Source organism: Parabacteroides sp. APC149_11_2_Y6, assembly GCF_054506995.1.
On sequence record NZ_CP173709.1, the window covers coordinates 3,953,439 to 3,976,217 of the forward strand.

At 37.3% G+C, this 22,779-nt stretch carries 26 protein-coding genes and 1 pseudogene; 6 read left to right on the forward strand and 21 right to left on the reverse strand.

Features of this window, described 5'->3' with window-relative positions:
* Positions 1-84: 84 nt before the first annotated feature.
* Together ACGE0T_RS16450 and ACGE0T_RS16455 are read right to left on the reverse strand one after the other, a co-directional pair.
* On the reverse strand, positions 85-1,413 hold the full coding sequence (locus tag ACGE0T_RS16450; RefSeq protein ID WP_459187682.1) for a site-specific integrase: 1,329 nt from the start codon (positions 1,411-1,413) through the stop codon (positions 85-87).
* Positions 1,414-1,438: 25 nt separating this feature from the next.
* Positions 1,439-2,671: a site-specific integrase gene (locus ACGE0T_RS16455; protein ID WP_459187683.1), complete on the reverse strand. Its 1,233-nt coding sequence runs from the start codon at positions 2,669-2,671 to the stop codon at positions 1,439-1,441.
* Positions 2,672-2,990: 319 nt separating this feature from the next.
* On the opposite strand from ACGE0T_RS16455, the pseudogene ACGE0T_RS16460 reads away from it, so the two are divergent.
* A pseudogene (locus ACGE0T_RS16460) lies at positions 2,991-3,164 on the forward strand (tyrosine-type recombinase/integrase); the annotation flags it as partial.
* Positions 3,165-3,218: 54 nt separating this feature from the next.
* Here ACGE0T_RS16460 and ACGE0T_RS16465 read toward each other — a convergent pair.
* The 13 genes from ACGE0T_RS16465 to ACGE0T_RS16525 form a co-directional block, all read right to left on the reverse strand.
* On the reverse strand, positions 3,219-3,800 hold the full coding sequence (locus tag ACGE0T_RS16465) for a hypothetical protein (RefSeq protein WP_459187684.1): 582 nt from the start codon (positions 3,798-3,800) through the stop codon (positions 3,219-3,221).
* Positions 3,801-3,805: 5 nt separating this feature from the next.
* Positions 3,806-4,831, reverse strand: a complete 1,026-nt coding sequence (locus tag ACGE0T_RS16470) for a ComEC/Rec2 family competence protein (protein ID WP_459187685.1) — start codon at positions 4,829-4,831, stop codon at positions 3,806-3,808.
* A 105-nt stretch (positions 4,832-4,936) separates the two neighbouring features.
* Positions 4,937-5,215, reverse strand: coding sequence for a helix-turn-helix domain-containing protein (locus ACGE0T_RS16475; protein WP_459187686.1), 279 nt, complete (start codon positions 5,213-5,215; stop codon positions 4,937-4,939).
* Positions 5,216-5,228: 13 nt separating this feature from the next.
* On the reverse strand, positions 5,229-5,522 hold the full coding sequence (locus tag ACGE0T_RS16480; protein WP_459187687.1) for a DUF3876 domain-containing protein: 294 nt from the start codon (positions 5,520-5,522) through the stop codon (positions 5,229-5,231).
* Positions 5,519-5,797: a helix-turn-helix domain-containing protein gene (locus ACGE0T_RS16485; protein ID WP_459187688.1), complete on the reverse strand. Its 279-nt coding sequence runs from the start codon at positions 5,795-5,797 to the stop codon at positions 5,519-5,521. The genes ACGE0T_RS16480 and ACGE0T_RS16485 overlap by 4 nt, the downstream gene beginning before the upstream one ends.
* Before the next feature lie 389 nt (positions 5,798-6,186).
* Positions 6,187-6,531: a GNAT family N-acetyltransferase gene (locus ACGE0T_RS16490; RefSeq protein WP_459187689.1), complete on the reverse strand. Its 345-nt coding sequence runs from the start codon at positions 6,529-6,531 to the stop codon at positions 6,187-6,189.
* Positions 6,532-6,550: 19 nt separating this feature from the next.
* The gene (locus ACGE0T_RS16495) at positions 6,551-7,429 is read right to left on the reverse strand and encodes a DUF5712 family protein (protein ID WP_459187690.1); all 879 of its coding nucleotides are present in this window, start codon (positions 7,427-7,429) and stop codon (positions 6,551-6,553) included.
* A gap of 3 nt (positions 7,430-7,432) precedes the next feature.
* Positions 7,433-8,017 (reverse strand): BfmA/BtgA family mobilization protein, encoded by a 585-nt coding sequence (locus tag ACGE0T_RS16500; protein ID WP_459187691.1) that lies wholly within the window; start codon positions 8,015-8,017, stop codon positions 7,433-7,435.
* 254 nt (positions 8,018-8,271) lie between these two features.
* Entirely contained in the window at positions 8,272-8,622 is a 351-nt protein-coding gene (locus ACGE0T_RS16505) for a helix-turn-helix domain-containing protein (protein WP_106831478.1), read from the reverse strand.
* A gap of 129 nt (positions 8,623-8,751) precedes the next feature.
* Positions 8,752-9,162, reverse strand: a complete 411-nt coding sequence (locus tag ACGE0T_RS16510; RefSeq protein ID WP_459187692.1) for an RteC domain-containing protein — start codon at positions 9,160-9,162, stop codon at positions 8,752-8,754.
* Positions 9,125-9,364, reverse strand: a complete 240-nt coding sequence (locus tag ACGE0T_RS16515) for a hypothetical protein (protein WP_005645933.1) — start codon at positions 9,362-9,364, stop codon at positions 9,125-9,127. Before ACGE0T_RS16515 ends, ACGE0T_RS16510 begins: the two co-directional genes overlap by 38 nt.
* An 11-nt stretch (positions 9,365-9,375) precedes the next feature.
* Entirely contained in the window at positions 9,376-10,257 is an 882-nt protein-coding gene (locus ACGE0T_RS16520) for a 23S rRNA (adenine(2030)-N(6))-methyltransferase RlmJ (RefSeq protein ID WP_459187693.1), read from the reverse strand.
* Between the two features lie 75 nt (positions 10,258-10,332).
* Positions 10,333-10,899, reverse strand: a complete 567-nt coding sequence (locus ACGE0T_RS16525; RefSeq protein ID WP_032583302.1) for a Crp/Fnr family transcriptional regulator — start codon at positions 10,897-10,899, stop codon at positions 10,333-10,335.
* Between the two features lie 614 nt (positions 10,900-11,513).
* Between ACGE0T_RS16525 and ACGE0T_RS16530 the strand changes: the two genes are divergently transcribed.
* A complete protein-coding gene (locus tag ACGE0T_RS16530) occupies positions 11,514-11,966 on the forward strand; it encodes a DUF3795 domain-containing protein (protein WP_459187694.1) in 453 nt (150 codons plus the stop codon).
* 26 nt (positions 11,967-11,992) lie between these two features.
* Here the strand turns inward: ACGE0T_RS16530 and ACGE0T_RS16535 are convergent, their stop codons facing one another.
* From ACGE0T_RS16535 to ACGE0T_RS16545, 3 genes are all read right to left on the reverse strand, one after another.
* Positions 11,993-12,949 (reverse strand): ketopantoate reductase family protein, encoded by a 957-nt coding sequence (locus ACGE0T_RS16535; protein ID WP_459187695.1) that lies wholly within the window; start codon positions 12,947-12,949, stop codon positions 11,993-11,995.
* A complete protein-coding gene (locus tag ACGE0T_RS16540) occupies positions 12,946-13,812 on the reverse strand; it encodes a DUF6597 domain-containing transcriptional factor (protein ID WP_459190497.1) in 867 nt (288 codons plus the stop codon). Before ACGE0T_RS16540 ends, ACGE0T_RS16535 begins: the two co-directional genes overlap by 4 nt.
* Positions 13,813-14,046: 234 nt before the next feature.
* Complete coding sequence (locus ACGE0T_RS16545) at positions 14,047-14,979, reverse strand: sugar phosphate isomerase/epimerase family protein (protein ID WP_459187696.1); 933 nt, start codon at positions 14,977-14,979, stop codon at positions 14,047-14,049.
* 166 nt (positions 14,980-15,145) lie between these two features.
* Here ACGE0T_RS16545 and ACGE0T_RS16550 point away from each other — a divergent pair, with 166 nt between their 5' ends.
* Together ACGE0T_RS16550 and ACGE0T_RS16555 are read left to right on the forward strand one after the other, a co-directional pair.
* Complete coding sequence (locus tag ACGE0T_RS16550; protein ID WP_459187697.1) at positions 15,146-15,427, forward strand: cupin domain-containing protein; 282 nt, start codon at positions 15,146-15,148, stop codon at positions 15,425-15,427.
* A 40-nt stretch (positions 15,428-15,467) separates the two neighbouring features.
* Positions 15,468-15,536, forward strand: coding sequence for a hypothetical protein (locus tag ACGE0T_RS16555; protein WP_459190498.1), 69 nt, complete (start codon positions 15,468-15,470; stop codon positions 15,534-15,536).
* A 248-nt stretch (positions 15,537-15,784) separates the two neighbouring features.
* Here the strand turns inward: ACGE0T_RS16555 and ACGE0T_RS16560 are convergent, their stop codons facing one another.
* Complete coding sequence (locus ACGE0T_RS16560) at positions 15,785-16,843, reverse strand: 6-bladed beta-propeller (RefSeq protein ID WP_459187698.1); 1,059 nt, start codon at positions 16,841-16,843, stop codon at positions 15,785-15,787.
* A gap of 224 nt (positions 16,844-17,067) precedes the next feature.
* On the opposite strand from ACGE0T_RS16560, the gene ACGE0T_RS16565 reads away from it, so the two are divergent.
* Both ACGE0T_RS16565 and ACGE0T_RS16570 read left to right on the forward strand, forming a co-directional pair.
* A complete protein-coding gene (locus tag ACGE0T_RS16565) occupies positions 17,068-17,877 on the forward strand; it encodes an MBL fold metallo-hydrolase (RefSeq protein WP_459187699.1) in 810 nt (269 codons plus the stop codon).
* A 124-nt stretch (positions 17,878-18,001) separates the two neighbouring features.
* Complete coding sequence (locus ACGE0T_RS16570; RefSeq protein ID WP_459187700.1) at positions 18,002-20,191, forward strand: glutamine synthetase III family protein; 2,190 nt, start codon at positions 18,002-18,004, stop codon at positions 20,189-20,191.
* A gap of 80 nt (positions 20,192-20,271) precedes the next feature.
* Here ACGE0T_RS16570 and ACGE0T_RS16575 read toward each other — a convergent pair whose 3' ends face one another.
* Positions 20,272-21,630, reverse strand: a complete 1,359-nt coding sequence (locus tag ACGE0T_RS16575) for a TolC family protein (RefSeq protein ID WP_459187701.1) — start codon at positions 21,628-21,630, stop codon at positions 20,272-20,274.
* A gap of 15 nt (positions 21,631-21,645) precedes the next feature.
* Entirely contained in the window at positions 21,646-22,752 is a 1,107-nt protein-coding gene (locus ACGE0T_RS16580; protein WP_459187702.1) for an efflux RND transporter periplasmic adaptor subunit, read from the reverse strand.
* Positions 22,753-22,779 lie beyond the last annotated feature (27 nt).

Genomic DNA, 22,779 nt, shown 5'->3' on the forward strand with positions numbered 1-22,779 from the left:
CCCTTTAGGGCTTGGACTTGAACGGGCTGGATGCGGAGCTTACCTTTGTTAATGTTTTAGTCTGCTTTGGAAAAGACGCTCAAACTATTCCTCTTTGTTCTCTGGAAATATTTCATTAATTTTCTTCCAGTGAGGAAATTTCTTGTGTGCTACTTCGGAAGTAATATCACTTTCAGCAACTTGGTACTTACCACTTACTTTGGTAAATAACTGTTTCATATCCTCATTTACTTTCTGATTAGTGATTTTTGCGTAAATCTGTGTTGTTTGAATAGACTTATGTCCCATCAATTTGCAAACGGTTTCTATCGGTACACCTTGCGAAACTCCTATCAGAGTTCCGTAAGTATGACGGCTCATGTGGTAGGTTAAATCTCGCTCGATTCCGCATATTTTAGCAAGTCCTTTCATGTTTACGGCAAGGCTGGGACGGTTAATCATATTGAATACTTTATCACTTTTTCGTTCTTTCTCATACTTCTTTATAATCTGTAAAGGAATACTCAACAGTTTAATGCTGCATACTGTACCTGTTTTCTGACGGGAGATTTTTATCCATGTACTACCGTCTTGTTCCTCTATTAAGTTATTGATAGATAAAGCGCACATATCCGCATAGGATACACCTGTAAACACTGAAAAAACGAACCAATCTCTTGTGCGACTATATCTATAGGATGCTATAGGAGTGGTGAGTATCTTTTGAAACTCTTCTTCCGTCAAATGCCTGTGTAGTCTTTGTGGTGTTTCCGCTATAAAATTGATAAACGGATTACGCTTTAGAGTACCCTGATTAATAGATCGCCTTATTATTTTCTTCAAAATAATAATATGATTCAAGACTGTATGTGCTGACATTTTTCTTTCAACTCTTAGATAAAAGTCATAATCATTGATGAACTTGTGATTTAGACTGATTAAAGGTAAATCTTCTGTTTGATAGCGAGATAGAATAAAATTAGAAAGATGTTTATATACAGATAAATAGAGGTAATAGGTCGAATAAACACGGTTTACACCGACACGTTTTTCAAATTCCTCGTTATGTTCCTGAAAGAGTTGTAACAAGTTCGTTGCTTTAGCTCCTATGTCGTATAAGGCATTTTTTACCCTTTCGGCTGTTACATATCCTTCTATTTCTACAATTTTGGAATAATGCGTTTTTACTTGTTCTTCCAAACGGTCAAGTGTCTTATTTATCTGTACAAGTTCCTTTCTTTCTTTTTTCGCTCGTCCTTTCTTTGTGTCCCAATCAGAGGGAGAAAGATTTATCTTGGTACTGAATTGTACGGATTTAGCGTCTATCGTGATACGCCCGACAATCGGACAAGTTCCATCTTTACGGGGTTTTGAAGTATTGAGATAAAATAATATAGCAAACGTGCTTCGTTTGATTGATGTCTTTATTTCCATAATGATAATTGTATTAATGATGTTTTTATTGTTCTATACCTGTCAATCTGAATTTACCTTTTATCCGTTTCTCCAGTTTGTCGGTATCTTCCGATATTTTATTGTTGTTGATTTTTGCATAGACCTGTGTTGAACGTAAATCACGATGCCCTAACATACGGCTAACTGTTTCTATTGGTACTCCTTGCGAGAGGCAAATTTCAGTCGAGAAAGTATGTCGTCCGGCATGAAAAATTAGTTTACGTTTTATGTCGCATATTTCAGCAATAATTTTTAGATTCTTATTTAATCTGCCACAACTAAGCATGGGTAATAATTTACTATCAAGGGCTAATCCTTTGTATTTCTCAATAATTTGCAACGGGATTTCCATTAGGGGAATTTGACATGGTGTTCCTGTTTTTTGTCGAGTAGTTTCTATCCACAGAATACCGTCCGAAGCTCTTACTATATTTTTCTCTGTAAGATTACAAATGTCCCTGTACGCTAGACCTGTGAAAACTGAAAACAAAAACATATCACGGGTTAGATACCTGCACGGGTGATCTAACGGGGTGTTTATTATCTTGTTTAATTCATCACGAGTTAGATATTTTTGCGTAAGTTTTGGTTTTTCGGGAGAATACCCTTCAAATGGATCTTGGGTTATGATACCTTCTCCAATGGCGTATTTTATCATCTTACGCAAATAGGCTGTTATACCTAAGATAGTATTAGGTTTTCTGTGTAGTTCTATCCGCAAATAATAGTCATATTTCTCTATGAAAGAATAATCAAGTTGGGTAAACGGTATATCTGATAATTTGTATTTCAGTGTCATAAACCGTTTGAGGTGCTGCAAGGAGATTTCATGTTGTTGGTAAGTGGATAATTCACGATTTACCCCAACTCGCTTCCTAAATTCTTCATTATGGTGCGTGAAGAACTTGATTATTGTTTCCTGTTCGGATGCGATACCTTGAAAAGTATTTTTCAAATTGGTAGCGGTTACGCTGGTTCTATTCTCCTGTAGTTTTCGGTAAGTAGCACTAATTGACACAGCCATTTTATCAAGTGTACTGTTTACTTCGGTAGCGTGTTTGCTCTTACCCTTTACTCTACCTGAAACAATATCCCAAAGTGATGCTTTAGCGGTAATCTTTGCACTAAACTGTGCCACATCTCTGCCAATAGTAATTTTCCCAATAACGGGGCACTCACCGTTTTTCTTTTCATCGGTCTTTCTTAAGTAAAAATGTACTTTTAAGTCTGCTTTCATATCTCTGTTTTTTAAGTTGATAAAGTTACTTGTAACAGAGTTATTTGAAATGATGCAAGTTGCTGTCAAACAGACCGTTTAATGGTCTTATGAGGACAGCGAAAAGAGAAAAATGATTCTATGAATAGAGTTCCGCTTTAATTCATTGTTTTTCTGCTTGTTGGCTACCTCTAAAAAGGGTAACGGATAAGCAACGGAACTACTACTTAGAAATGCTCTTTTCTGCTTTTTCAATGATAGACAACTAAAGACCACAAGCGACATATAGACTTGATAATCTGCTATTTACATCTGACTGCTATTAATTACCTTTTTCGTTTATACTTATGCCACTTCTGTTTGCCTCGCTAATGGCGTTAGTATTGAGAATGTTGCCAAAATGTTAGGTCATTCCAATATCAGCATGACAAAACGGTATGCTCGTGTATTAGATCAGAGTATTTTAAATGATATGCAGAAGGTGAGGAGTAGTTTTACTTCTTCGAATGTATAATAAATATAGACTTGGCAAGGTGCTATTCTGCTGGGAATAGCACCTTAATCACTGCTATTTTATGTTTTCTTTCTCTGAATAGATCAGCAAAATCTCTTTAGCAAAATAATAAGCTCTTTGCTTAGCTCTGTACCAGAAAATTAGAGTAATAGGAATTGCAAGATACGCTCTCCAATCGTCATAGTAAGTTGCTATAATAACAATGGAGCTAAGAATAGCACATGTTAACATGGTTCTTGCAAAGGCATAACTATTACTAAAATCTTCTGCTCTATTATCTTTCGATATAAATACATTTCTCATAGCTATATTGAACAACTCTTTATTACAGGGGTTCTGATTTGATGTTTTCGCCTTCAGATTATCCTTTATAGAGGTATAATTATACACTTTTATCCTCTTTATGCATTTACCATCCAGAAGGTTTGAAGAAGGCATTCCTCCCCATGTAAAGAAATAGAAATATTCCAACCAGCCGCCTAATGTATTTAAAAGATAACCCAATCCAAAGGCAATTGCTGTATATCCAATTACATAATCTTTATCATATTCATATCCTAAAAAAGGCAAACATGATAACAACATTATGAATCCTGGCACAAGAGAAGATAGAATATCGTATGCTTTAAAATTCATATTTATTATTTTGCTTTATATTGACAAAGAAAATATGCATCAAGGTTTCTATTAAATTGTGGCTCTTCTGTCCACTCTCTTTTATGTCGGAAATCCCTTGCAAATTCTAAATTTTTAACATATATTTTAAGATAATCAGGAGAAATGTCAAGAATTACATAACCTGCTTGATTATTGGTTATTTTAACATTGCTCTTATACTGGCTGTAAGCAAGATATTTTGAACTTGCATTTCCAAATAGTGTTGCTTTGGGATTAACTATTTTTAAAAAATCATAACTTCGTCCAGAGTCTCTACCGTGATGGGGTGCAAATAAAATATCTGTATCCTTTACTAGGTCTGAATAGTTTTCTAAAATATGTTCCCATGTACTATCCTCACTATCTCCAGCAAACAAGATTTTCCAATGTCCTCCTCCTACTTTAGGAGGTGTATGTAAAATAACATATGAAGAATCATTCCAATTCTCACACTCATTACAGTCTTTTAGTAATTGTGATGTAGGGGATAAAATATGTATATCGTCATATTTGTAATATTCATTTGAGTTACCTGCAAAATACGTCAATCTCTTACATGGTTGAATTTTTCCATCTCTCAATTGTTTATAGTACTTCCAGTCTTCCATATTATAACCACCTGATCCGGCTTTATCTGAAATCTCTTTTTTGTTGTCTGTATCCCAAAAGTTAGATATACTAAAATTATTGAAGAGGTCTTTTATTCCATCTAAGTGATCCATGTCAGGATGAGTAACAATGAATCTGAAAATATTCTTTATACTGAATTTCTGTAAATATAAAATCGGATTATCGGGTATTTTTTTTTGTTTGTAATCTTTTTTGTCAGAAGGAACTTGTGTTCGTTCAAACATATTTTTCCTTATTTCAGATGCTTTGACTGCTTTTTCTTCTTCTGTATCAACATCATCGTACGCATTGCTAACATCTATTACGGTTACTCTACCAGAATCGTGTTGAATTATATTGCAGTCTCCTTCTAAGACGTTTAAAAAATGGATAGTTGACATATTACAATTTTAATTTATGATTAACTTATCACAAAAATACACATAAAAAAAGACTTAGAAGTCATTTCCCAAGTCTTTCTTAAAATATTCATTTAAAACAGCTTGTTATAAACAATTCTGTTCCAACAACTTTAATACTTCTGATTGTTTATAGAGTATTTTTCCCTTGATCTGAATAAACGGAATTTTCCCTGTATCTCGCCAGTCCTGCAAGGTTCGGGATGAAACGTGAAGCATCCGACAAACATCACGATTAGAAAGGAACTTTTCCCCATTCAGGTGCGGAGTACGGTTTTTAAGAGCATGTCGGGTTGTATCCAACAACTCATTCAGATCCGTGAAGAAAGAAGCAATATCCGTTGATTTTTTATCTAATATTTCCATTGTGGTATTCATTTTAGTTCCGCATATAGTCGCCTAATGCGGAGAGGGTTAATAAATCCAGTTGCCTATCGTAGCTAATACCCGACCGTTTCAAATTATAGTAAATGAAAAATCCGTCTTCATCTTCCTGTATCTCATAGGTGGCAGGGCTTGCCTGTCGGCTCGTTTCGTTGATATGGATGACGCTAAGTAAATAGCTATCACCATTTCGGTAAATGATAATTGTCTGATTCAGGTTGATGCTCTCCCAATTGCCGACTAATACACTTAAATCGAACATTCTGCCCGTATATTCTTTTTCTTTCATCGGGATTCCTTTTTAGAGTTGTTTATTAACTGTTCCACATCCGACACATGGTAATAACACTTCCGTCCAATTTGAGAGAATGGCAAAATACCGTTATCCCTGTACGACTGTAATGTTCTCGGCGATATTTGCAGTAGTCCGCAAACATCCTCGTTTCCTAACCATTGTTTTTTGTCCTGACTGTTCCCGCAAAAGTCTTTAACCTGATTGGAGAAATTCTTAAAACGCTCTTTAATCTTCTCAAACGTCTTGCTTTCGATTGCTATTATATCCATATAAAATCCTTTTACTGATTAATAATTTATCCTCATTGCAATGATTTTCAGGCAAAGTAAAGCAGAAGATTGGTTCGTTTTGGTAAATGTAATGCAGAGGCAAGAAGTGGCTGCGACTGGCGTTATTCACCAATCCCAACACATATTTTTTTCTTTTTTAATTGATATACATCTCTTTCATGCAGGGAATAGATAAGACAACACTTTTTAGAAATTTACTCTTTTTGAGAAACAAAAAGGAAGAAATTTATAAAAACCGCTTGCGGCTCGGTGTTGGCGTTCTATTACCGGAATGTACCTTTGTAAATCAACTAAATAAAGAACTATATTAACTCTTATCTTGAAAATAAGATATTAAATTCTTTACTGATATTGCATAGTTTGAGCCCTCAATAGATTGGAATCCTACCTCCGGCGAATGAACTGCTTTTCTCGTTGGTAGATTCTATTCTGATATGCCTATATTCATATTTTAAGGCTATTTCAGCTAAGAACTGAAGGAAGTGGGAGCCATGCCCGATGCGTTCTTTTTTGAAGCCTATTCGGGCTATAATCAGGTAATCGGGCGGAAATAGGCTTTCAAGTCTCCTGATATGCAAATATAAGTCTATTCGACTGTTTCTTCGGGTGGTTATTATATTGTCGGGTGTAAGATATACAAGCGAACGGCGGTACATAAACCGCTTCATCAGGTACATATCTATTGCCTCTTCTATTTCTTCGTATTCGTTCATAATGCTGATATTTATATTGTTATCTCCTAAATCCTCGCTTCGGTTTCTTCTTTTTTTTCGGTCGTTTTATCGGCTGTTCTTCGTTGCCGTTACTTGGTTCGGGAGTAAGAATACCTAATGCAGACGATAAGCCTAAATCGCTTCCTTGATTTACCGCCTGTTTCTTTTCCTTTTCACCGGAAATTATAGTTTGTTGGTTTTCTTGGGGTTGGCTGATAACTTTCTCCTGCATTTTGAGTTGTTCGGAGATACTTCCGTTCTTCATGGTGTTGTAGTATTCAAAGGATTCGGATAGAGGACGGTTGTACTTGAATAGCTTATCAAAACTTTGTTCTGTTTGTCGAAACAGGTTGGTACGGTCAAATCCTCCTTTGATTGCTCCTTTCTTTGTATTCTTATGGTTAGTAAGCGGTGATAGCTTTTTTTTATTGTTTTGGTCTTTCCGGCTGACAATCAAATGACAGTGCATATTCAGTTCATTGTCAGACCTATCTCTATCAAAATGTATCTTCCCGTAGAACTTTATATTTTCTGCCGATAATCCTTTGTTAAAATTCTTGGCATATTCAGGAATAACCACTTCACGGATATATTGTTTCATGGCTTCGGCTTGTTCCTGTTCGGTATTACCCATTGCCCGAAGTTCCTTTTCTGATGGGCTTATATGAATAGCATAGAACTTTGCATCCGTCTTTAGGAGTTGTCCGATATTACTGTCAATGTCTTTTATTACTTGGGATTTATAGATATTATCATCCGTTAGATTGAAAAAGCCTTCGGTATAGATTCCCTGCTCCATGCGTTCCATATCTTCATGCTCGAGATAATTACACAATTTCCGGCTACTGCCTGCATTGTTGTATGTACCTTTGGAGGGTGGCGGGAAATCTATATTCATGGATTAGTCGTTTATTAGTTCGTTAATTTCGGCTTTTAGGTTCTCTTTTCGTTTACCGTCCATTACTCCACAAGTAGTCAAATCTGAATACAGGCTAATCAGTTTCAATAACTTTGCACTATCCTTTTTCTGCACTTGTTGTAATGAACCAATATGTTTTCCCTGATTGTTTATTACATCGGCGTGTTTTTGGAACTGGTCGCTTATTTTGTACAATACTGCATGATATTTTTCTCGGCTCTGCTCCAACTGTGAAAGGATGAGCGTTTCCAATGCTTTGGCAATCGTATCAAATTTAGACGCTATTGTGTAGCTTGTCCGTATCATCGGATTTAATTGTTCTTCTTCATAATGGCGAATGAAACGGATAATATCATCCTGCCGTTTGTTAATCTTGGCAAGCTCTGACTTTACCGATTCGGGAGCATCGGCAGGATTGATATTTGCTTTCTCCAGATATAGAAAAGCCAATTTTACTATTTCCCCTTTTTTCAGCGAATAGCGTTTGCATAACTTTTCGATAAGTTTATCGGTCTCATTATCTATGGCAATGGTTGTAAATATGATATTTCGATTCTGTTTGGTCATAGTTATAACTATTTTATAGCTATTTATAAATTTAACTTGCTCATATAGAATTGTATATCAATTTGAGTTATAGCAAGTGTTATAACTGTGCTTTATGCTAAAGCACCAAAGCTGAAGGCTTTGCCCCGCAGGGCAAGAGGGAAGAACAGGACTTGTCCAGTTCCCTCTTGCTTCATTTAGCGAAACGAGCCGAGCCACAGGGCGAGGCGGTTTCTGCTAAATGGGGATTGTTAGCACTTCATTAGGTGGTAACATTACCCACCTTGTTCTGCTTCGGTTTGCTTATCGAGTTGATTTTCCTTTTTGAACCGTTCATAGGTCTTGCAATCAGCATTTTCTTGAATAAAAGTCCGGATGTCGGCTGCTCGATAATAGGTCTTATGACTTATGGTAAAGTAAGGAAGTTTGCCACTTGCCCGATACCGTTGCAAGGTTCGGAAAGATACTTTTAGCAGGAAAGCCAAATCTTGATTGTCGAGTATCTTATCGTTTTCGTCCAATACCTTGTCAGTATTGATAAGGGATTTTAGGTCTTGCCCGATTTCGGAGAGCTTCTTTGATAACCGTTCCATCCACTTGTCGAAGTTTTCGTTATCTATATACATTTTGCTTCATTTTTTAGTTTAACATTATTGTTTTCAATCGATTGATGAAGCAAAGTTCGGCAAATGAGTGTAAAAAAGTTAGGGGTGTACCACTGGTACACCCCCATAAATAGTTGCTAAATTGTTGATTTACAAATAGCCTTTCTTCTTGCTTTCTTCGATAATAACTTTACGAAGTGTATCTAAAAATTCAGTTACTTTGGATGGCTTACGCTTAATAACGCTTTCATGCTTCTTGTGAACATCCCCCAATTTGATATTGAAGAGATATTCAAATGCTTTTCCAATTTCTGTAAGGGGGGATTCTGTTCCAATATGCGTTACTACTCTCTTAGATAGGAATAGTCCGCTAACAAGCTCCATTATTTCAATAAGATAAGTTTCATCTGTTAGGTGTAGCGGGGATGATGGTAAGCTATTCTTTCGGTTCTGGAATTGAACCGGATATTTAATTCGCATATTGAGTATACGAAGTTCTGTGTTTACAAGTCCTATTGCTTCATCAATAAGCAATAACAAGGCATTTTTCCCCCTGCTCAAATTGTACTCGATGCGATTTAAGCCTGTTAAGTCCAAAGGAGAGATAACGTAACAATACAGCGTAGTCTTGTTCATTTATAGCAATGCTTGCCAAGTGATTGGCAAGTTCTTGTAATGCTGCCGTAAAATCATTTACGGTAAACTCTTTTTGTGAGTATTCCGACAATAACCGGAAAAATCTCTGTTCGGATAATTCTTTCATGATTCACACAATTAAAGATGTCTTTTGATTCTAATATTTTGTTTTTTATTTATGGTATCATTATATAAACTCCCATTAAATTTTTTATATTGAGCGTTTTTATAGATTTCAACCAGTTTTTTACTATAATCCTGAATCACTGCATTGGATTTTTGGAATAAGTTGGTTGCTAAGATTCCGCTTCCCAATATGCCGGGATTACAGATTACTGTATCTTTTTTTATAGCGTTCATAATCAGCTCTGAACACGTATAATCCTTAATGCCTGCCTTGTTAAATTTCTCAGACATGGATTTATTGAGTGCCTGTTTATCGTTAATGGTCATAAATCCGTACCACAACAAACACTTCATCCCCAATTTGGTAGCACTGATTAATACATCAAGATAAGTATTTGCATTGCTATTGGGTTTATCTATCTCGTAAGGGTCTATATGTAGAAACGTGGATTTGGGTAATGACGGCAATAGCTTTAATACTCCATCAATCGAATCGCAGTCAAAGGTTCTAATTGATGGTGCAACAGCTTGGTGTCTTACAAATGATTCAATATTCTCCAGTGCCTCTTTTTCTAAATCAAAGAATAGACACCCCTTAACATCATTATTCAATACTTTCATGGCTAATGCCGGAGAACCTAAATAGTTTCCATTTGCCATGCTTTCACTCTCTAATTGATAATAAAGGGAGTTTTTTAGTGTAGCATCTTTATTCGCTTCGTTCAGGAAGTGATAAATACCATATTCTTGTTCGGGAGTATGTGTCATTGTATAGATGGCACACGCTGAATTTGTTTCTACATATATCTGCGGTTTTTCTATTTGAAGAACCTCGCAGAGAACAAGATGTTTGAGAACATCGGGTTGTTTGCCGAAGTGAGTGTAAGTTACCATAATAATTCAGTTTATCATTATGGTGGCAATATTAGGTAGTAAAAAGCGAAAAAGCCTTGACGAAAGTCAAGACCTCTATTTTTGCAGCTGTTTTTTGCGGATTCTACTTAGAGTTTCAGGAGTTACACCGAGAAAAAGTGCTATTTCCTTTAAAGTTATTAGTTCTTGCAAATCAGGACATCTCTTCATTAACGTCTGATAGCGTTGTTCAGGAGTATCGCAATAGAACCCTAATAAGCGTTGGTATATCTCTGCAAACATGGTTTCGGCAATACGCCTGCCTAAACGCTGTGTTTCCATATCGGTTTCCCAAAATTGGTTGAGTTTGCTTAGAGATAGTAAATAGACCTCGCAATCAGTTGTTGCCTGTATGCTAACCGTTGCATCGGTTCTATTAATTAGAGATGGATAATCACATACGAAATCATTTTCAAAACTGTAACCAACAATCCATTCGTTACCGTTCGTATCTATGCGAGTAAGACGGAATATACCAGATGCAACAAAGCCTATATGGTTAGTTTTATCGTTTTGACGAACCATATATTCATTTTTTCTAAATACTTTTAGTGTGCCACTTTCAAGAAATAGTTTTTCTAATCTCGTAGTATCTACACTTTCATTCGCATTGAATTTATCCATGTTAAATGCTTTGTAATTACAAAGATACGAAGAATGATGGATATATTTGGCAAGGTTTCAACAAAATGATTTATCTTTGTGGTAGAGTTATTTGAAGCAATGGAAAAACACAGCAGACTAAAGAAGTTCGCTCGTTTCTATATCGTTACCCATTGTTATACTCTTCTTCTTCAAAAATCTATTATTCAATATATTACAATCACATTTCTTGTTACAAAACACATATAATGCCTTTATGAATATTTCAATGAAGAATTAACACATAAAATTGTCTCCAAAATTTCCAAATTATGACGATTCCTCGTATATTTGCAAAAGGAAATGTGTTGTGAAGAATTTCGCCGCAAAGTAGTGCAAAAATTTGGTGGAGCAATAGCGGGAGATTACTTCTTTTTTGAAAATATATCTATAAGAAATACAGCTACTTAAGTCAAAATGACGATTTCTGGTGGCACCACAAAAAATCAAGCAGTTATCTTATGATGACTGCTTTTTTTATGCCTATTTTGTTATTTTGATCCGGTATTCATGCTTGAGATAAACATATTCACTTAGTAGTAAGTAAAAGAAAAAATAATATATTTGTTCCGTAAATTATTTCAACTACTACTTCTATGGATTATGAATTTATAAAATCAAGACTCTCGCCTTGCGGATTACATTGTGGAAAATGTTTTGCTTTTGCAGACGGAGACATTATCCATTTAAGTCAAAAATTAAAAGATTCATTAGGAAAATTCGACATTTATGCAGAACGTTTTGTTTCACTATTAAACGAACCTGTTTTTGCTAACTATCCTTCATTCAAATTGTTGTTAAACTATTTTTCCATACCTAAGTGCAAAGGTTGTAGATATGAAAAATGTATATTATTCAAAAACTGTAAAGTAAGAGAGTGTAGTGAAGAAAAAAAGATTGATTTCTGTTTCCAATGTGATAAATTTCCATGTAATAATACCGGATTTGACGAACATTTAGAAAAACGCTCCGTTGATATTAATAATAGAATGAAAAAAATCGGTGTTGAGGCCTATTACAACGAAATTAAAGATAAAACAAGATATTAACGGTAGTTTTCTTTTCAAAGGCAACCTTAAACAGAGGATGCTGCCTCTTTCAATTTTATCAAATTAGGAGTAACTACACCATATTTTACCCCATAAGCAATCAGATCTTCAAGCATTTGCCGAACCTCTTCGGGAGAATGTCTCACATGACCGTCAAACATGAGTTGCAGAGCTTCATTGCTGTATATCTTCTTTGCAATTGGAACACTGAAGAACAAAGGCAACTGATATAATTTATTTGCCTTCTCCGCTTTTGCATCATATCCTCGTTTCAAGCAAATAGAAAAGCCTTCACGAATGGCCCGGATAGTCGTTCGGATAATAGACAAATCATTCACAAATTTAGCTGCACTACCAGCACTTAAAATTCCAGCAGTCAATCCTGCGGCGGTAGCGTAGTGGCTAATAATCCACAGTAATATCTGCCGGGAGGCAACAGGCTTCAGAGATGCACCCTCCAGAGCCTGTACGATTTTCCGCACACGGGGAGTTATCGCTCCATTCACCTCACCAATAGGAGTATGAGAATATTTCATTCCCGAGATAACACAATATATGCCGTCCGCTTCTCTTCCACCTCCAACCATAAACGGGAAACCAAAGAAATACTGTTCAGGCTTCAAAAAACAGGCAATTTCATCAAAACAATCCCAATTATTCTGAAAGAACAACACATGCGCTTTACCTGCCGATGTTCCTAAAACCGGTAATACGTCTGGAAGTTGTATCTTATTGGTTGCAACAATAATGTATTCAAAGTCATTTTGTGTATCCAGTTCATCAATCACATGAGGACGAAAGACCGTATCAACCGTTTTCTTCCTACCATTCCTGAAATCCTGACAAACAAGATGAATGCCCTGTTCTTCAATCTGTAACTTTTGGCCCTTCCGGACAAACACCGTTATATCATGTCCGGCTTCCGCCAGTTGCCAACCATACGTGCTGCCGATAATTCCTGCACCATAAATCAATATTTTCATTGTACATTATTTAATCGTAATTTATTGTTTTGCGTTTCACGTTCCCCATTGATAAAGATGGAATCAAATAAAAAAAGACTTTCTGAATAAGGATCACAAATAGAAAGATATTCCTTTGGAGTATAACCTATAAATGTTTTAAAATCTTTTATCAGGTGAGATTTATCACAATACCCCCTATCACAAGCCAATTGGCTTAAATTAGTTTGCGAACCAGTATGCAAACTATGTAAAACTTTTCGGAACCGGGATATTTGCAGGAACTTTTTAGGGTTTAAGCCTGTATACTCAACAAATACCCGTTTGAATTGCTTATATCCGAGGCAAGCCGATCGAGATAGTTCAGCAAGATCTTGTTCCTCTTTATTAATAGATCTAACAGCAGCATCCATTCTATCAAACCGATCGGAAGTAAAGTCGTTTAACTTCCTTAATAGATATTGCTCAATCAGATTGACACATTGATTGTTACCCCCGGCTTCCATTAGCCGTTTCTCTAAATCAAGCAAAGCAGTATCTCCCAGTAAATCAACATCCATATTCTTATTCCTTAATTCATCCATTGGAATACCAAAGATAGCCCTTGCTGCTACTGATTGAAAAACAATCATAATCAGATCGATAGTGCCAGAATAAATGATGTCAGTATAGAATGTTGATTGTCCGCATAAACTCGAACGAGGTTGGACTTCTTTATGTAAAGTAGAATAAATTCGGTCTCCTCGATGGAAAGCAAGCATAGCATGCCCCGACGGCACGTAACGCTGCGAACTTCGCTTTGCATTATCAATCGCTAAAAACCAATATTGTTTCACGTATGGCCTTAGTAACGTGGATGGTAATATTATCTGAAACTGCTCCATGCTGCTTGATTCTGCCAGCAAAAATAATCCTTCTTTATTGGAAAACGGTGTAAAAAGCGGACTTTGTTATTTTTCAAAAAACAGAAAAAATTTGGGATAAACCTGAATTTCATATGGATGGGATATTTACCATAGTATTTGAGCATCAGACAAGGGACATTACTTTATTTGAGAAACCTAAAAAATTAGCCGAGTAATAATCCTGTTTCGAACTTTACTCGGCTATCTGCTACTTTATTTTACAAATTTTGCTTTTTTCAAATACTCAGCACTTTTCTGTGCTGCCTTAAACATTTCATCCATAATTTGTTCCTGCGTATATTTACTGCCATCCGCATTTTTCTTTTCACGCAGACTTTGGGGGATTTCGATTTCTACAACATAATCTTTCATACCGTTTTTGTATAACTGGCTAAAAATCCCATTAAAATCGACTGTTCCGCTCTCTCCAATAACAAACTCATCTTTGATATGCAACATCTTTATACGTTCCGGATATTTCTTCAAATATGCTACTGGATCTTTACCACCTTTACCACACCAATAAACATCCAACTCAAAACATACATATTCAGGGTTGGTATGTTCAACAAGATATTCCCACATAATATCATTACTGTCTTTTAACTTGCCAAATTCTGCCGCATGATTATGGTATCCGAGCTTCAGCCCATATTCAGCTGCAACTTTACCAACCCTGTTGAAATAATCGCACATCTGTTGCAAACCTTCTACAGTATAATCTACCTGATAACTCGGAATAACGAAATACTTGCCACCACATGCTTTTTGAATTTCAAAAAGTTGACGCCAACGATTCATGATTTCGGTTTCATTACCCGGTTCTTCCTGAATACTCGAATGTGTAGAAATGATCTCAACCCCATACTTATCACACAACGCCTTGAATTCATTAGCAGGCAAACCGAATACATTCGTATCACCACCCCATTGTACAAGTTCGAAAACATTATATCCCATACGGCTAAGACGTTCTATAGACGCTTGAGGGTCTTTTTTCACGGCATCCATAACAGAGTAAAGTTGAATACCGATTTTTTTATTCTTTGCAGACACTGCCCCGGATATTGTGAGCAAGGCAATTGCAATAGCTGTAAAAACTAATGTTGTTAATACATTGTGATACGATTTGAATAAGTTTTTCATGTCTTTTTATTATTAAATTATTACTGATACACTGTTATCATCTATGTTTATTGGGTATAAAGATTTACAAAGTTAATTTATTGTTGGTTCTTATGTTTGCTTCATTTTCTATAAAGATTGTCTTATATTTGCATTATCAGTTATTTTAACGTTAAGCTATACTATTTTGCAAAATAATACTATAAAGTCATTGCAAGAACATTCTTTTTCTTTCAACCATGTATATATTGCTCCGGATGAGCAAATCGGGTTGTACAGACAATCTTCATGGGAACTTACGCTTATTGTTATCGGTTCGGGCATGAAACTTATCGGTGATACCACAGAATCATTTCAATGTGGAGAGGTGGTGATGATTCCCCCTGAAATTCCACACTGTTGGTTTTTTAATAATGACAGTACCAAGCCAAATGGCAAAATATCCAATATAACGGAAACAGAAAAATAGGTCTATATCGGAAATCTGTTATCATGTCGGATTTACAAATATTCCACATTTCAACCGGCTATTCAAAAAAACAAAGGGAAGTTCTCCCTCAAAATTCCGTTACGAATGATCGTTTACGGTTTGGATACACAAACCATTACAACCTGTTTAGATGCCTGGAACTATCATAAGACAACATACTGATTGAATGCAACTTAATAATAAATATGATAGTATGATAGTTAATTTTCACAACTTCACACTCAATACTTTTACTGGATTCCCAAATGCCAATCTCCTTCTTCTGCAGTTCGATAGCATACAAGGCTATTCCGAAAAGCCCGAAACAGGTAAACAGGATTGATATAATTTATAAAATCAGAAACGGAGATCATCGATGAATAATAATATAGGATTAGCATCTTCATCTTCTGAGTCATTTACAGATAAGATTATTTTCCCATCCTGGTATTTCATAAAATATTGAACATCTAAAATCCCCTTCGAATCATAAAAATAACAGGATAACACTTTCTTTTTTTGCTTGTCATACCTTACATAATTAACTTTTTCATCGAAAGAGAATATAAACCGAATACCTGATGCATCTTCCTGTATATACCTGAGCCCTGTCGCATACTTTGCATCGGTAGAGTTTAAATGCTCAATAATCTCTGCTATATCTTTGTTCTTTTTCTTTATTGCAGGAACTTTATATTTTTGAAAATCAACATAGTATGCAGGCACAACCTCCATTGCTTTTACCGAATAGATCGTATCATTTAAAAACTCCCAATATAAAATATCCGTATCAAAAGAATAACAATAATCAAATACGCTTATTCCAGATGTCAGATATCTGTTTTTTATATCAGAAATAAGATTCAAATTTTCATTTAATATTGCTAAAACAGGAACTTTCATTGTAGAGCCTTGATATTTTTTCCGACCGATAAACTTCTTATTGTTAATTGCATATATCGAATATATAGGTTCTTTCGTTTGCTTCGATGTGATGAAAGCTCCATCTTTGTCATAAATAAATAATTTTTGGAGATTATCATCATATACACAAACATTATTTCCTTTAAAAAAGAATGAATTAATATTTGTATATTCACCTGGACCTGGCCCTACTCCCCCTATAGTGTCCAAATAATTTCCGTTTATATCAAATACGATAAGACGGTGTTTATCATACACATAGATTTTATTGTCTCTAATCTCAATCTGATCTATATAGGTTAATAATGACTGATCACTTAGTTCAAGAGGTATTTTCCTTATATTATATCTTGCACAATCTCTTATGTCAAGAGCTTTTGAGCGGGATAAATCAACAGGTATAATTTCATATTTACCTCTCGAATCGTTTTCTTTGCCAGAAAAAGAACACAGGGTAAACAATATACTAATTGTATAAATAATGGTTTTCATGATTCTATTTGGGTTAGAAATATTCCATTTTGTCTGAGAATGACAAATATATTCTATTTTGATAAAGAATAAGCACATTTTCTAATTCTTTAGCTAAAATCAATAAATCAGCCTTGTATTTAATTATCCAGGGATATTAAATTTTACTGTATTATTAAAACTAATCGTATCTTTGATACCTGCATATCAATTGAACGTTGTATTCTAACTAAAAATTACCCTTTATGAAACTAACGGTCCTGGTAGACAACAATACATTTATTGACGAATATTACTGTGGAGAACCTGCTGTTTGCTACCATATTGAAGATAGTGACGATAAACTTTTGCTGGACACCGGCTATTCGGATTTGTTCATTAAAAACGCCCAGGCACTGCATATCGACTTATCATCCATATCGACTATCGTGTTCTCGCACGGACACGATGACCACACCAGAGGACTAAAATATCTGGTAGAAAATAATTTGTTAAAAGGAAAGCAAATCATAGCTCACCCGGATACTTTCAAACAACGTTCGCAAGACGGAAGATTCATCGGTGCTCCTTTATCAGAAACCAACCTGAACAAATATTGCCGTCTTTCCCTAAGTAAAAAGCCTATCCGCATAAACGAACATCTTACTTTTCTGGGAGAGATACCCTCACTAAATGATTTTGAGAAAAGAAAAGCATTCGGGACGATTATAAATGGAGACCAGATATCTGAAGACCGGGTGATGGACGACACGGCATTGGTTTATAATAACGGCAACGGCTTATTCATTATTACCGGTTGTTCTCATAGCGGCATTTGCAACATCATCGAATATGCCAAACTGGTCTGTAATGAAAATAAAATTCTGGGAGTGATTGGCGGTTTCCACCTGTTCGGTGTTTCTCCCCAACTAAAAAAGACGATAAACTATTTCCAGGAAAACAACATCAGACAGCTCTATCCATGTCATTGTGTCTCTTTTGACGCAAAAGCAGAAATACATAAATATATCCCCATCCATGAAGTAGGCGTCGGATTAACGATTACAATTGAGTAAATAGATTTTTCCAATCGGATATAACTTTATGCCAGTCTCTCATATATTTTTAACTACCGGGTGAAAGCAGGAATAAAGATTTGCTTGTATCTTTGCATGCGTTATAACATAAAAACATAACCGTATGTCAATCTCACGCTTCAACGCAGTGGAGAAAGCATCCAACCGAAAGGCTGTGGAAGCCATTACTCCAAAACAAAAAGTCTCTGAATATTATGGTGAAAATGTCTTCAACCGGAAGGCAATGCAAAAGTATCTCTCCAAAGAAACCTACAAAGCTCTGACTCATGCAATCGACAACGGCACCCCTATTGACCGGGAAATTGCCAACCATGTAGCGGCAGGGATGCGTATGTGGGCTTTGGAAAAAGGAGTTACCCACTACACACACTGGTTCCAACCATTGACCGACGGCACAGCCGAAAAACATGACGCTTTCGTAGAACACGACGGCAACGGTGGCATGATAGAAGAATTCAGTGGTAAATTGCTTGCCCAGCAGGAACCGGATGCATCCAGTTTCCCTAACGGAGGATTACGTAATACGTTTGAAGCCCGTGGATATTCAGCCTGGGACCCCTCCTCTCCCGCTTTTATCGTAGACGATACCTTATGTATCCCTACCGTATTTATCGCCTATACCGGCGAAGCACTCGACTATAAAACTCCATTAATCCGTTCTATCGAAGCATTGAACAAAGCCGCCAAAGAGGTTTGTAACTACTTCAATGAAGATGTGAACAAGATTATCACTTATTTAGGATGGGAACAGGAATATTTCCTTGTCGACGAAGACTTATATTCGGCACGTCCGGACCTGTCGCTGACAGAACGTACTTTGCTGGGACACGAAAGTGCTAAGAACCAGCAGCTGGACGACCACTATTTCGGTGCCATTCCTTCACGTGTACAGGAATTTATGAAAGACCTGGAAGTGGAATGCTATAAACTGGGTATTCCGGTTAAGACCCGCCACAACGAGGTTGCCCCGAACCAGTTCGAGCTGGCTCCTATTTATGAGGAATGTAACCTTGCCAACGACCATAACCAGTTATTGATGTCGGTAATGAAACGTGTTTCACGCCGCCATAACTTCCGTGTCCTGCTTCACGAAAAGCCCTTTATGGGAGTGAACGGTTCCGGTAAACATTGCAACTGGTCCATGGGGACAGACACGGGTATCAACCTGTTTTCGCCGGGTAAGGACAGGGAGGACAACCTGCGTTTTATTACTTTCGTTGTCAACTCCTTAATGGCAGTATATAAATTCAACCCGCTTTTGAAAGCAAGCATCGCTTCTGCCACAAACGCACACCGTCTGGGAGCCAACGAAGCACCGCCTGCTATTATCTCTTCATTCCTGGGAACTCAGATTTCAGAAATCCTGGATAAGTTCGAAAACTGCTCCATTGAAGATGCAATCGAAGTGGACGATAAAAAACGCTTGTATTTAGGATTCGGACAAATTCCGGAATTACTTCTCGATAATACCGACCGTAACCGTACATCACCTTTCGCCTTTACCGGAAACCGTTTTGAGTTCCGCGCATTGGGTTCATCTGCAAACTGCGGTTCCGCCATGCTTGCACTGAACTCTGCCGTGGCATATCAGTTATGCCAGTTTAAAAAAGATGTGGAAGCATTACGTGCTGCAGGCAAGAGCAAGGAAGCTGCTATCTTTGAAGTGTTGAAGGCTTATATCAAGGAATCCAAACCGATTCGTTTCGATGGTAACGGTTATTGTGACGAATGGAAAGAAGAAGCCGCACGCCGCGGTCTGGATTGTGAAAACAGCGTTCCACTACAATATGATGCTTACCTGAAACCGGATGTTATCCGGATGTTCAAAGAAACCGGTGTTCTGAATGAAAAGGAACTGGAAGCACGCAACGAAGTAAAATGGGAAATCTATATTAAAAAAGTACAGATTGAAGCACGTGTATTGGGTGACCTGTCGCTAAACCATATCATCCCGGTAGTATTACATTACCAGTCTCTATTGCTTAGCAATATTACTAAACTGAAAGAGACATTCGACCAGGAAGAATATGAAGAGTTGGCTGCCGAACCACGCCGTCTGGTACGGAAGATATCCAAACATGTAGGTGCTGTAACAAAGATGACAGATGAAATGATTGAAGCTCGTAAGAAAGCAAACCGTATCACAGACTTACGCAGCAAGGCAATTGCTTACCATGATACTGTTGCTCCTTACCTGGATGAAATCCGCGACCATATTGACGAACTGGAACTCATGGTCGACAACCAGATGTGGCCTCTGCCTAAATACAGAGAGCTGTTATTTATCCGCTGACAACGATATATACGTATATAAAAATACCACTCAGGAAAATAAATCCGAGTGGTATTTTTTTGGGCAAATTATGAAAATCATTAAAGAGTAATCGGTGTTCCGTTATAGAAGTCCAGAATCTTGGCACGGAAAATAAAATTGAACTTAGCCTGTGCCTGTTCCGCCAGACTCTGTGCGTATTTTGTTTTTGCTTCACCATATTCAAATACGGTACTCTTACCTGCCGAATAGCGTTCTTCCGCATACGAAAAAGCCTCTTTGCTTGCTATAACGGACTTGTCTGAAGAGATATACTTTTCCTGTGCTGCTGTTGCATTATAATAAGCCTGCTGGATTTCCTTATACAAGACTTTCTTTGTATTCTCCATTATCAATTCCTGATTCTGGATATTAATGCGTGCCGAACGGACGCTGTTGCGTACCTGAAAACGGTTGAACAGCGGAATACTCAAACTAAATCCGACTGTCTTTCTACCGTTTGTTTTCAGCTGGTCGCTAAAAGGTGTGTTTGTATACTCTCCATTCCCCGAATAGTGGTAGTAACCGTTACTATAGCTGGCACCAAAATATAATTTAGGATAATAGCCGGCTTGGGCCACTTTTAACATTTTCTTCTGGCTTTCCAGTAAATATTGCTGTTCCTTAATCTGCGGTTTGAAAGTCAGTGCATGGTCATATACATTTTCCGGAGGAATAATACTGCTCATATAACGCCCTACGGCATCGTCCGTATCCGGGACTACCACATCAAAGTTTTCTCCCATGCGTTCCAATTCAAGGCTCTGAGTCAAATCCAGAATAGCCAGGTTTACATTATTACGGGATTCCGTCAACGTAACTTCATCCTTTGCCAACTGCGCCTTCATATCATACAGTTGGGAAAGAGGAACCTTACCGGCGTTCACCAAAGCTTCGGTTTTCGCCACTTGCTCACTACTCAATGCGACCTGCAATTCCGCTATTTTCAAGACCTCCTTATTATACAGCACCTGCAAATAATAAGAAGCCACATTGATAGCCAAATCTTCTTTCGCCTTATTCAACGTTTCAGTTGCAGCCTTCAAGTCGAGGCGGCGTGCAGCAATGTCATTCGGAATCTTAAGACCATCGAATATAGGCATGTTCAATTGGATCGACGCACTGGTATTGGCAGAGTTCTGGTCTACAATCACTCCCGATTTGGAAGGAGACCGGCCGAAGTCGAAATTCTGCCCGACATTTGCATTCAAATCAGGCAACCAACTGAATTTGCTGGTGTGCAAATCCACTTTACGGCTTTCCTGTGCCTGCTCCTTTTGCTTCAAATCGATATTATGTTCGATGGCATAACGGATACATTCTTCCAACGACCACTGTTCCGGTGTCGTTTGGGCTGTTGCATTCACCCCTGCAGAAAGAAGGTACAAGGCGGATATAGATAGGAATAAATTCTTTTTCATACCACTTGTTTTAAATTATTTCTTTGACGGGTCGATTGCAGCTCCCCGGATTTTATCATTTTCTGTCAGTCCTTCCTTAATTTCAATCTTGATGCCGTCAGAAAGGCCGATCTTCACCGGATGGCGTTCAAACATCTGTTCTGGAGTTTCCTGTTTTACTATCTGGACAAAAGTAGAGTCGCCACTGAATTCAACAGTGCTTTCCGGAACTGTCAACACATTCTCAGCACGTTTCAGCACAATTTCAGCATTGGCACTATAACCGGCACGGATATAAGCGTCGGACGGAATCGTTGCTGCCGCTTTTATCTCAAACATTACGGCTCCGTTTTCTTCCACACCTTTCGGAGCTACATATTCCAGAACGGCATCAAACACACGGCTATCCAAAGCTCCGACTGTCAGTTTGATAGGCATACCTTCGTGGATACGTCCGACTTCCGTTTCGTCCACTTTCCCTTTAAATATCATATCGTTCATGTCGGCTACGGAAGCAATGGTTGTCCCATCGTTAAATGTATTCGACTGGATTACAGAGTTACCCACTTTGATAGGCACATCCAATATCATACCGGTAATTGTGGAACGTACCTGTGTCGTACTGGTTGATGCCGCACTTTTGGATATACCGTCACGGATAATATCGAGTGCATCCTGGGCATTCTCCACTTCCTCTTCCGCTTTCTTATAATTGGCAAGAGAAGCTTGATAATCCTCTTTCGCAATCACACCCTGTTCGAACAATTGCTTATCACGCTTATATGTTTCATTGATTTGCTCCATATTGATTTTGGCAACCCGGACACGTGATTCCGCACTGTTCAACTGCACCATTTCCGGTATTACCTTAATTCTGGCGATGATTTCACCGGATTTTACCATCTGTCCGGCTTCTTTCAGCAGTTCCGAGATAATTCCGGACATCTGAGGTTTGATCAATACCTCATCACGTGGTTCCACTTTACCGGTTGCCACTGTTTTCGTCTCCAATGTATCCCTTGCAGGCTGGACGATTTCATAAGTAGTGATTACCGGCTGTGATTTCTTCCATAAGAAGTAGAATGTACCAATTACTGCTAATCCGACCAGTACAAGAATTACGATTCTGACAATCTTTTTCATCTGATTTCTTATTTATTGTTTTATTAT

Excerpts from the sequence above, each read along its gene's own strand:
- ACGE0T_RS16475 (WP_459187686.1), bottom strand. The coding sequence starts at position 5,215 with ATGGAAATATTAGATAAAAAATCAACGGATATTGCTTCTTTCTTCACG.
- ACGE0T_RS16480 (WP_459187687.1), bottom strand. The coding sequence starts at position 5,522 with ATGAAAGAAAAAGAATATACGGGCAGAATGTTCGATTTAAGTGTATTA.
- ACGE0T_RS16535 (WP_459187695.1), bottom strand. The coding sequence starts at position 12,949 with ATGAAAATATTGATTTATGGTGCAGGAATTATCGGCAGCACGTATGGT.
- ACGE0T_RS16490 (WP_459187689.1), bottom strand. The coding sequence starts at position 6,531 with ATGAACGAATACGAAGAAATAGAAGAGGCAATAGATATGTACCTGATG.
- ACGE0T_RS16450 (WP_459187682.1), bottom strand. The coding sequence starts at position 1,413 with ATGGAAATAAAGACATCAATCAAACGAAGCACGTTTGCTATATTATTT.
- ACGE0T_RS16575 (WP_459187701.1), bottom strand. The coding sequence starts at position 21,630 with ATGAAAAAGAATTTATTCCTATCTATATCCGCCTTGTACCTTCTTTCT.
- ACGE0T_RS16515 (WP_005645933.1), bottom strand. The coding sequence starts at position 9,364 with ATGAAAGAATTATCCGAACAGAGATTTTTCCGGTTATTGTCGGAATAC.
- ACGE0T_RS16525 (WP_032583302.1), bottom strand. The coding sequence starts at position 10,899 with ATGGATAAATTCAATGCGAATGAAAGTGTAGATACTACGAGATTAGAA.
- ACGE0T_RS16470 (WP_459187685.1), bottom strand. The coding sequence starts at position 4,831 with ATGTCAACTATCCATTTTTTAAACGTCTTAGAAGGAGACTGCAATATA.
- ACGE0T_RS16540 (WP_459190497.1), bottom strand. The coding sequence starts at position 13,812 with ATGGAGCAGTTTCAGATAATATTACCATCCACGTTACTAAGGCCATAC.
- ACGE0T_RS16485 (WP_459187688.1), bottom strand. The coding sequence starts at position 5,797 with ATGGATATAATAGCAATCGAAAGCAAGACGTTTGAGAAGATTAAAGAG.
- ACGE0T_RS16495 (WP_459187690.1), bottom strand. The coding sequence starts at position 7,429 with ATGAATATAGATTTCCCGCCACCCTCCAAAGGTACATACAACAATGCA.
- ACGE0T_RS16530 (WP_459187694.1), top strand. The coding sequence starts at position 11,514 with ATGGATTATGAATTTATAAAATCAAGACTCTCGCCTTGCGGATTACAT.
- ACGE0T_RS16500 (WP_459187691.1), bottom strand. The coding sequence starts at position 8,017 with ATGACCAAACAGAATCGAAATATCATATTTACAACCATTGCCATAGAT.
- ACGE0T_RS16570 (WP_459187700.1), top strand. The coding sequence starts at position 18,002 with ATGTCAATCTCACGCTTCAACGCAGTGGAGAAAGCATCCAACCGAAAG.
- ACGE0T_RS16560 (WP_459187698.1), bottom strand. The coding sequence starts at position 16,843 with ATGAAAACCATTATTTATACAATTAGTATATTGTTTACCCTGTGTTCT.
- ACGE0T_RS16465 (WP_459187684.1), bottom strand. The coding sequence starts at position 3,800 with ATGAATTTTAAAGCATACGATATTCTATCTTCTCTTGTGCCAGGATTC.
- ACGE0T_RS16545 (WP_459187696.1), bottom strand. The coding sequence starts at position 14,979 with ATGAAAAACTTATTCAAATCGTATCACAATGTATTAACAACATTAGTT.
- ACGE0T_RS16455 (WP_459187683.1), bottom strand. The coding sequence starts at position 2,671 with ATGAAAGCAGACTTAAAAGTACATTTTTACTTAAGAAAGACCGATGAA.
- ACGE0T_RS16580 (WP_459187702.1), bottom strand. The coding sequence starts at position 22,752 with ATGAAAAAGATTGTCAGAATCGTAATTCTTGTACTGGTCGGATTAGCA.
- ACGE0T_RS16505 (WP_106831478.1), bottom strand. The coding sequence starts at position 8,622 with ATGTATATAGATAACGAAAACTTCGACAAGTGGATGGAACGGTTATCA.
- ACGE0T_RS16565 (WP_459187699.1), top strand. The coding sequence starts at position 17,068 with ATGAAACTAACGGTCCTGGTAGACAACAATACATTTATTGACGAATAT.
- ACGE0T_RS16520 (WP_459187693.1), bottom strand. The coding sequence starts at position 10,257 with ATGGTAACTTACACTCACTTCGGCAAACAACCCGATGTTCTCAAACAT.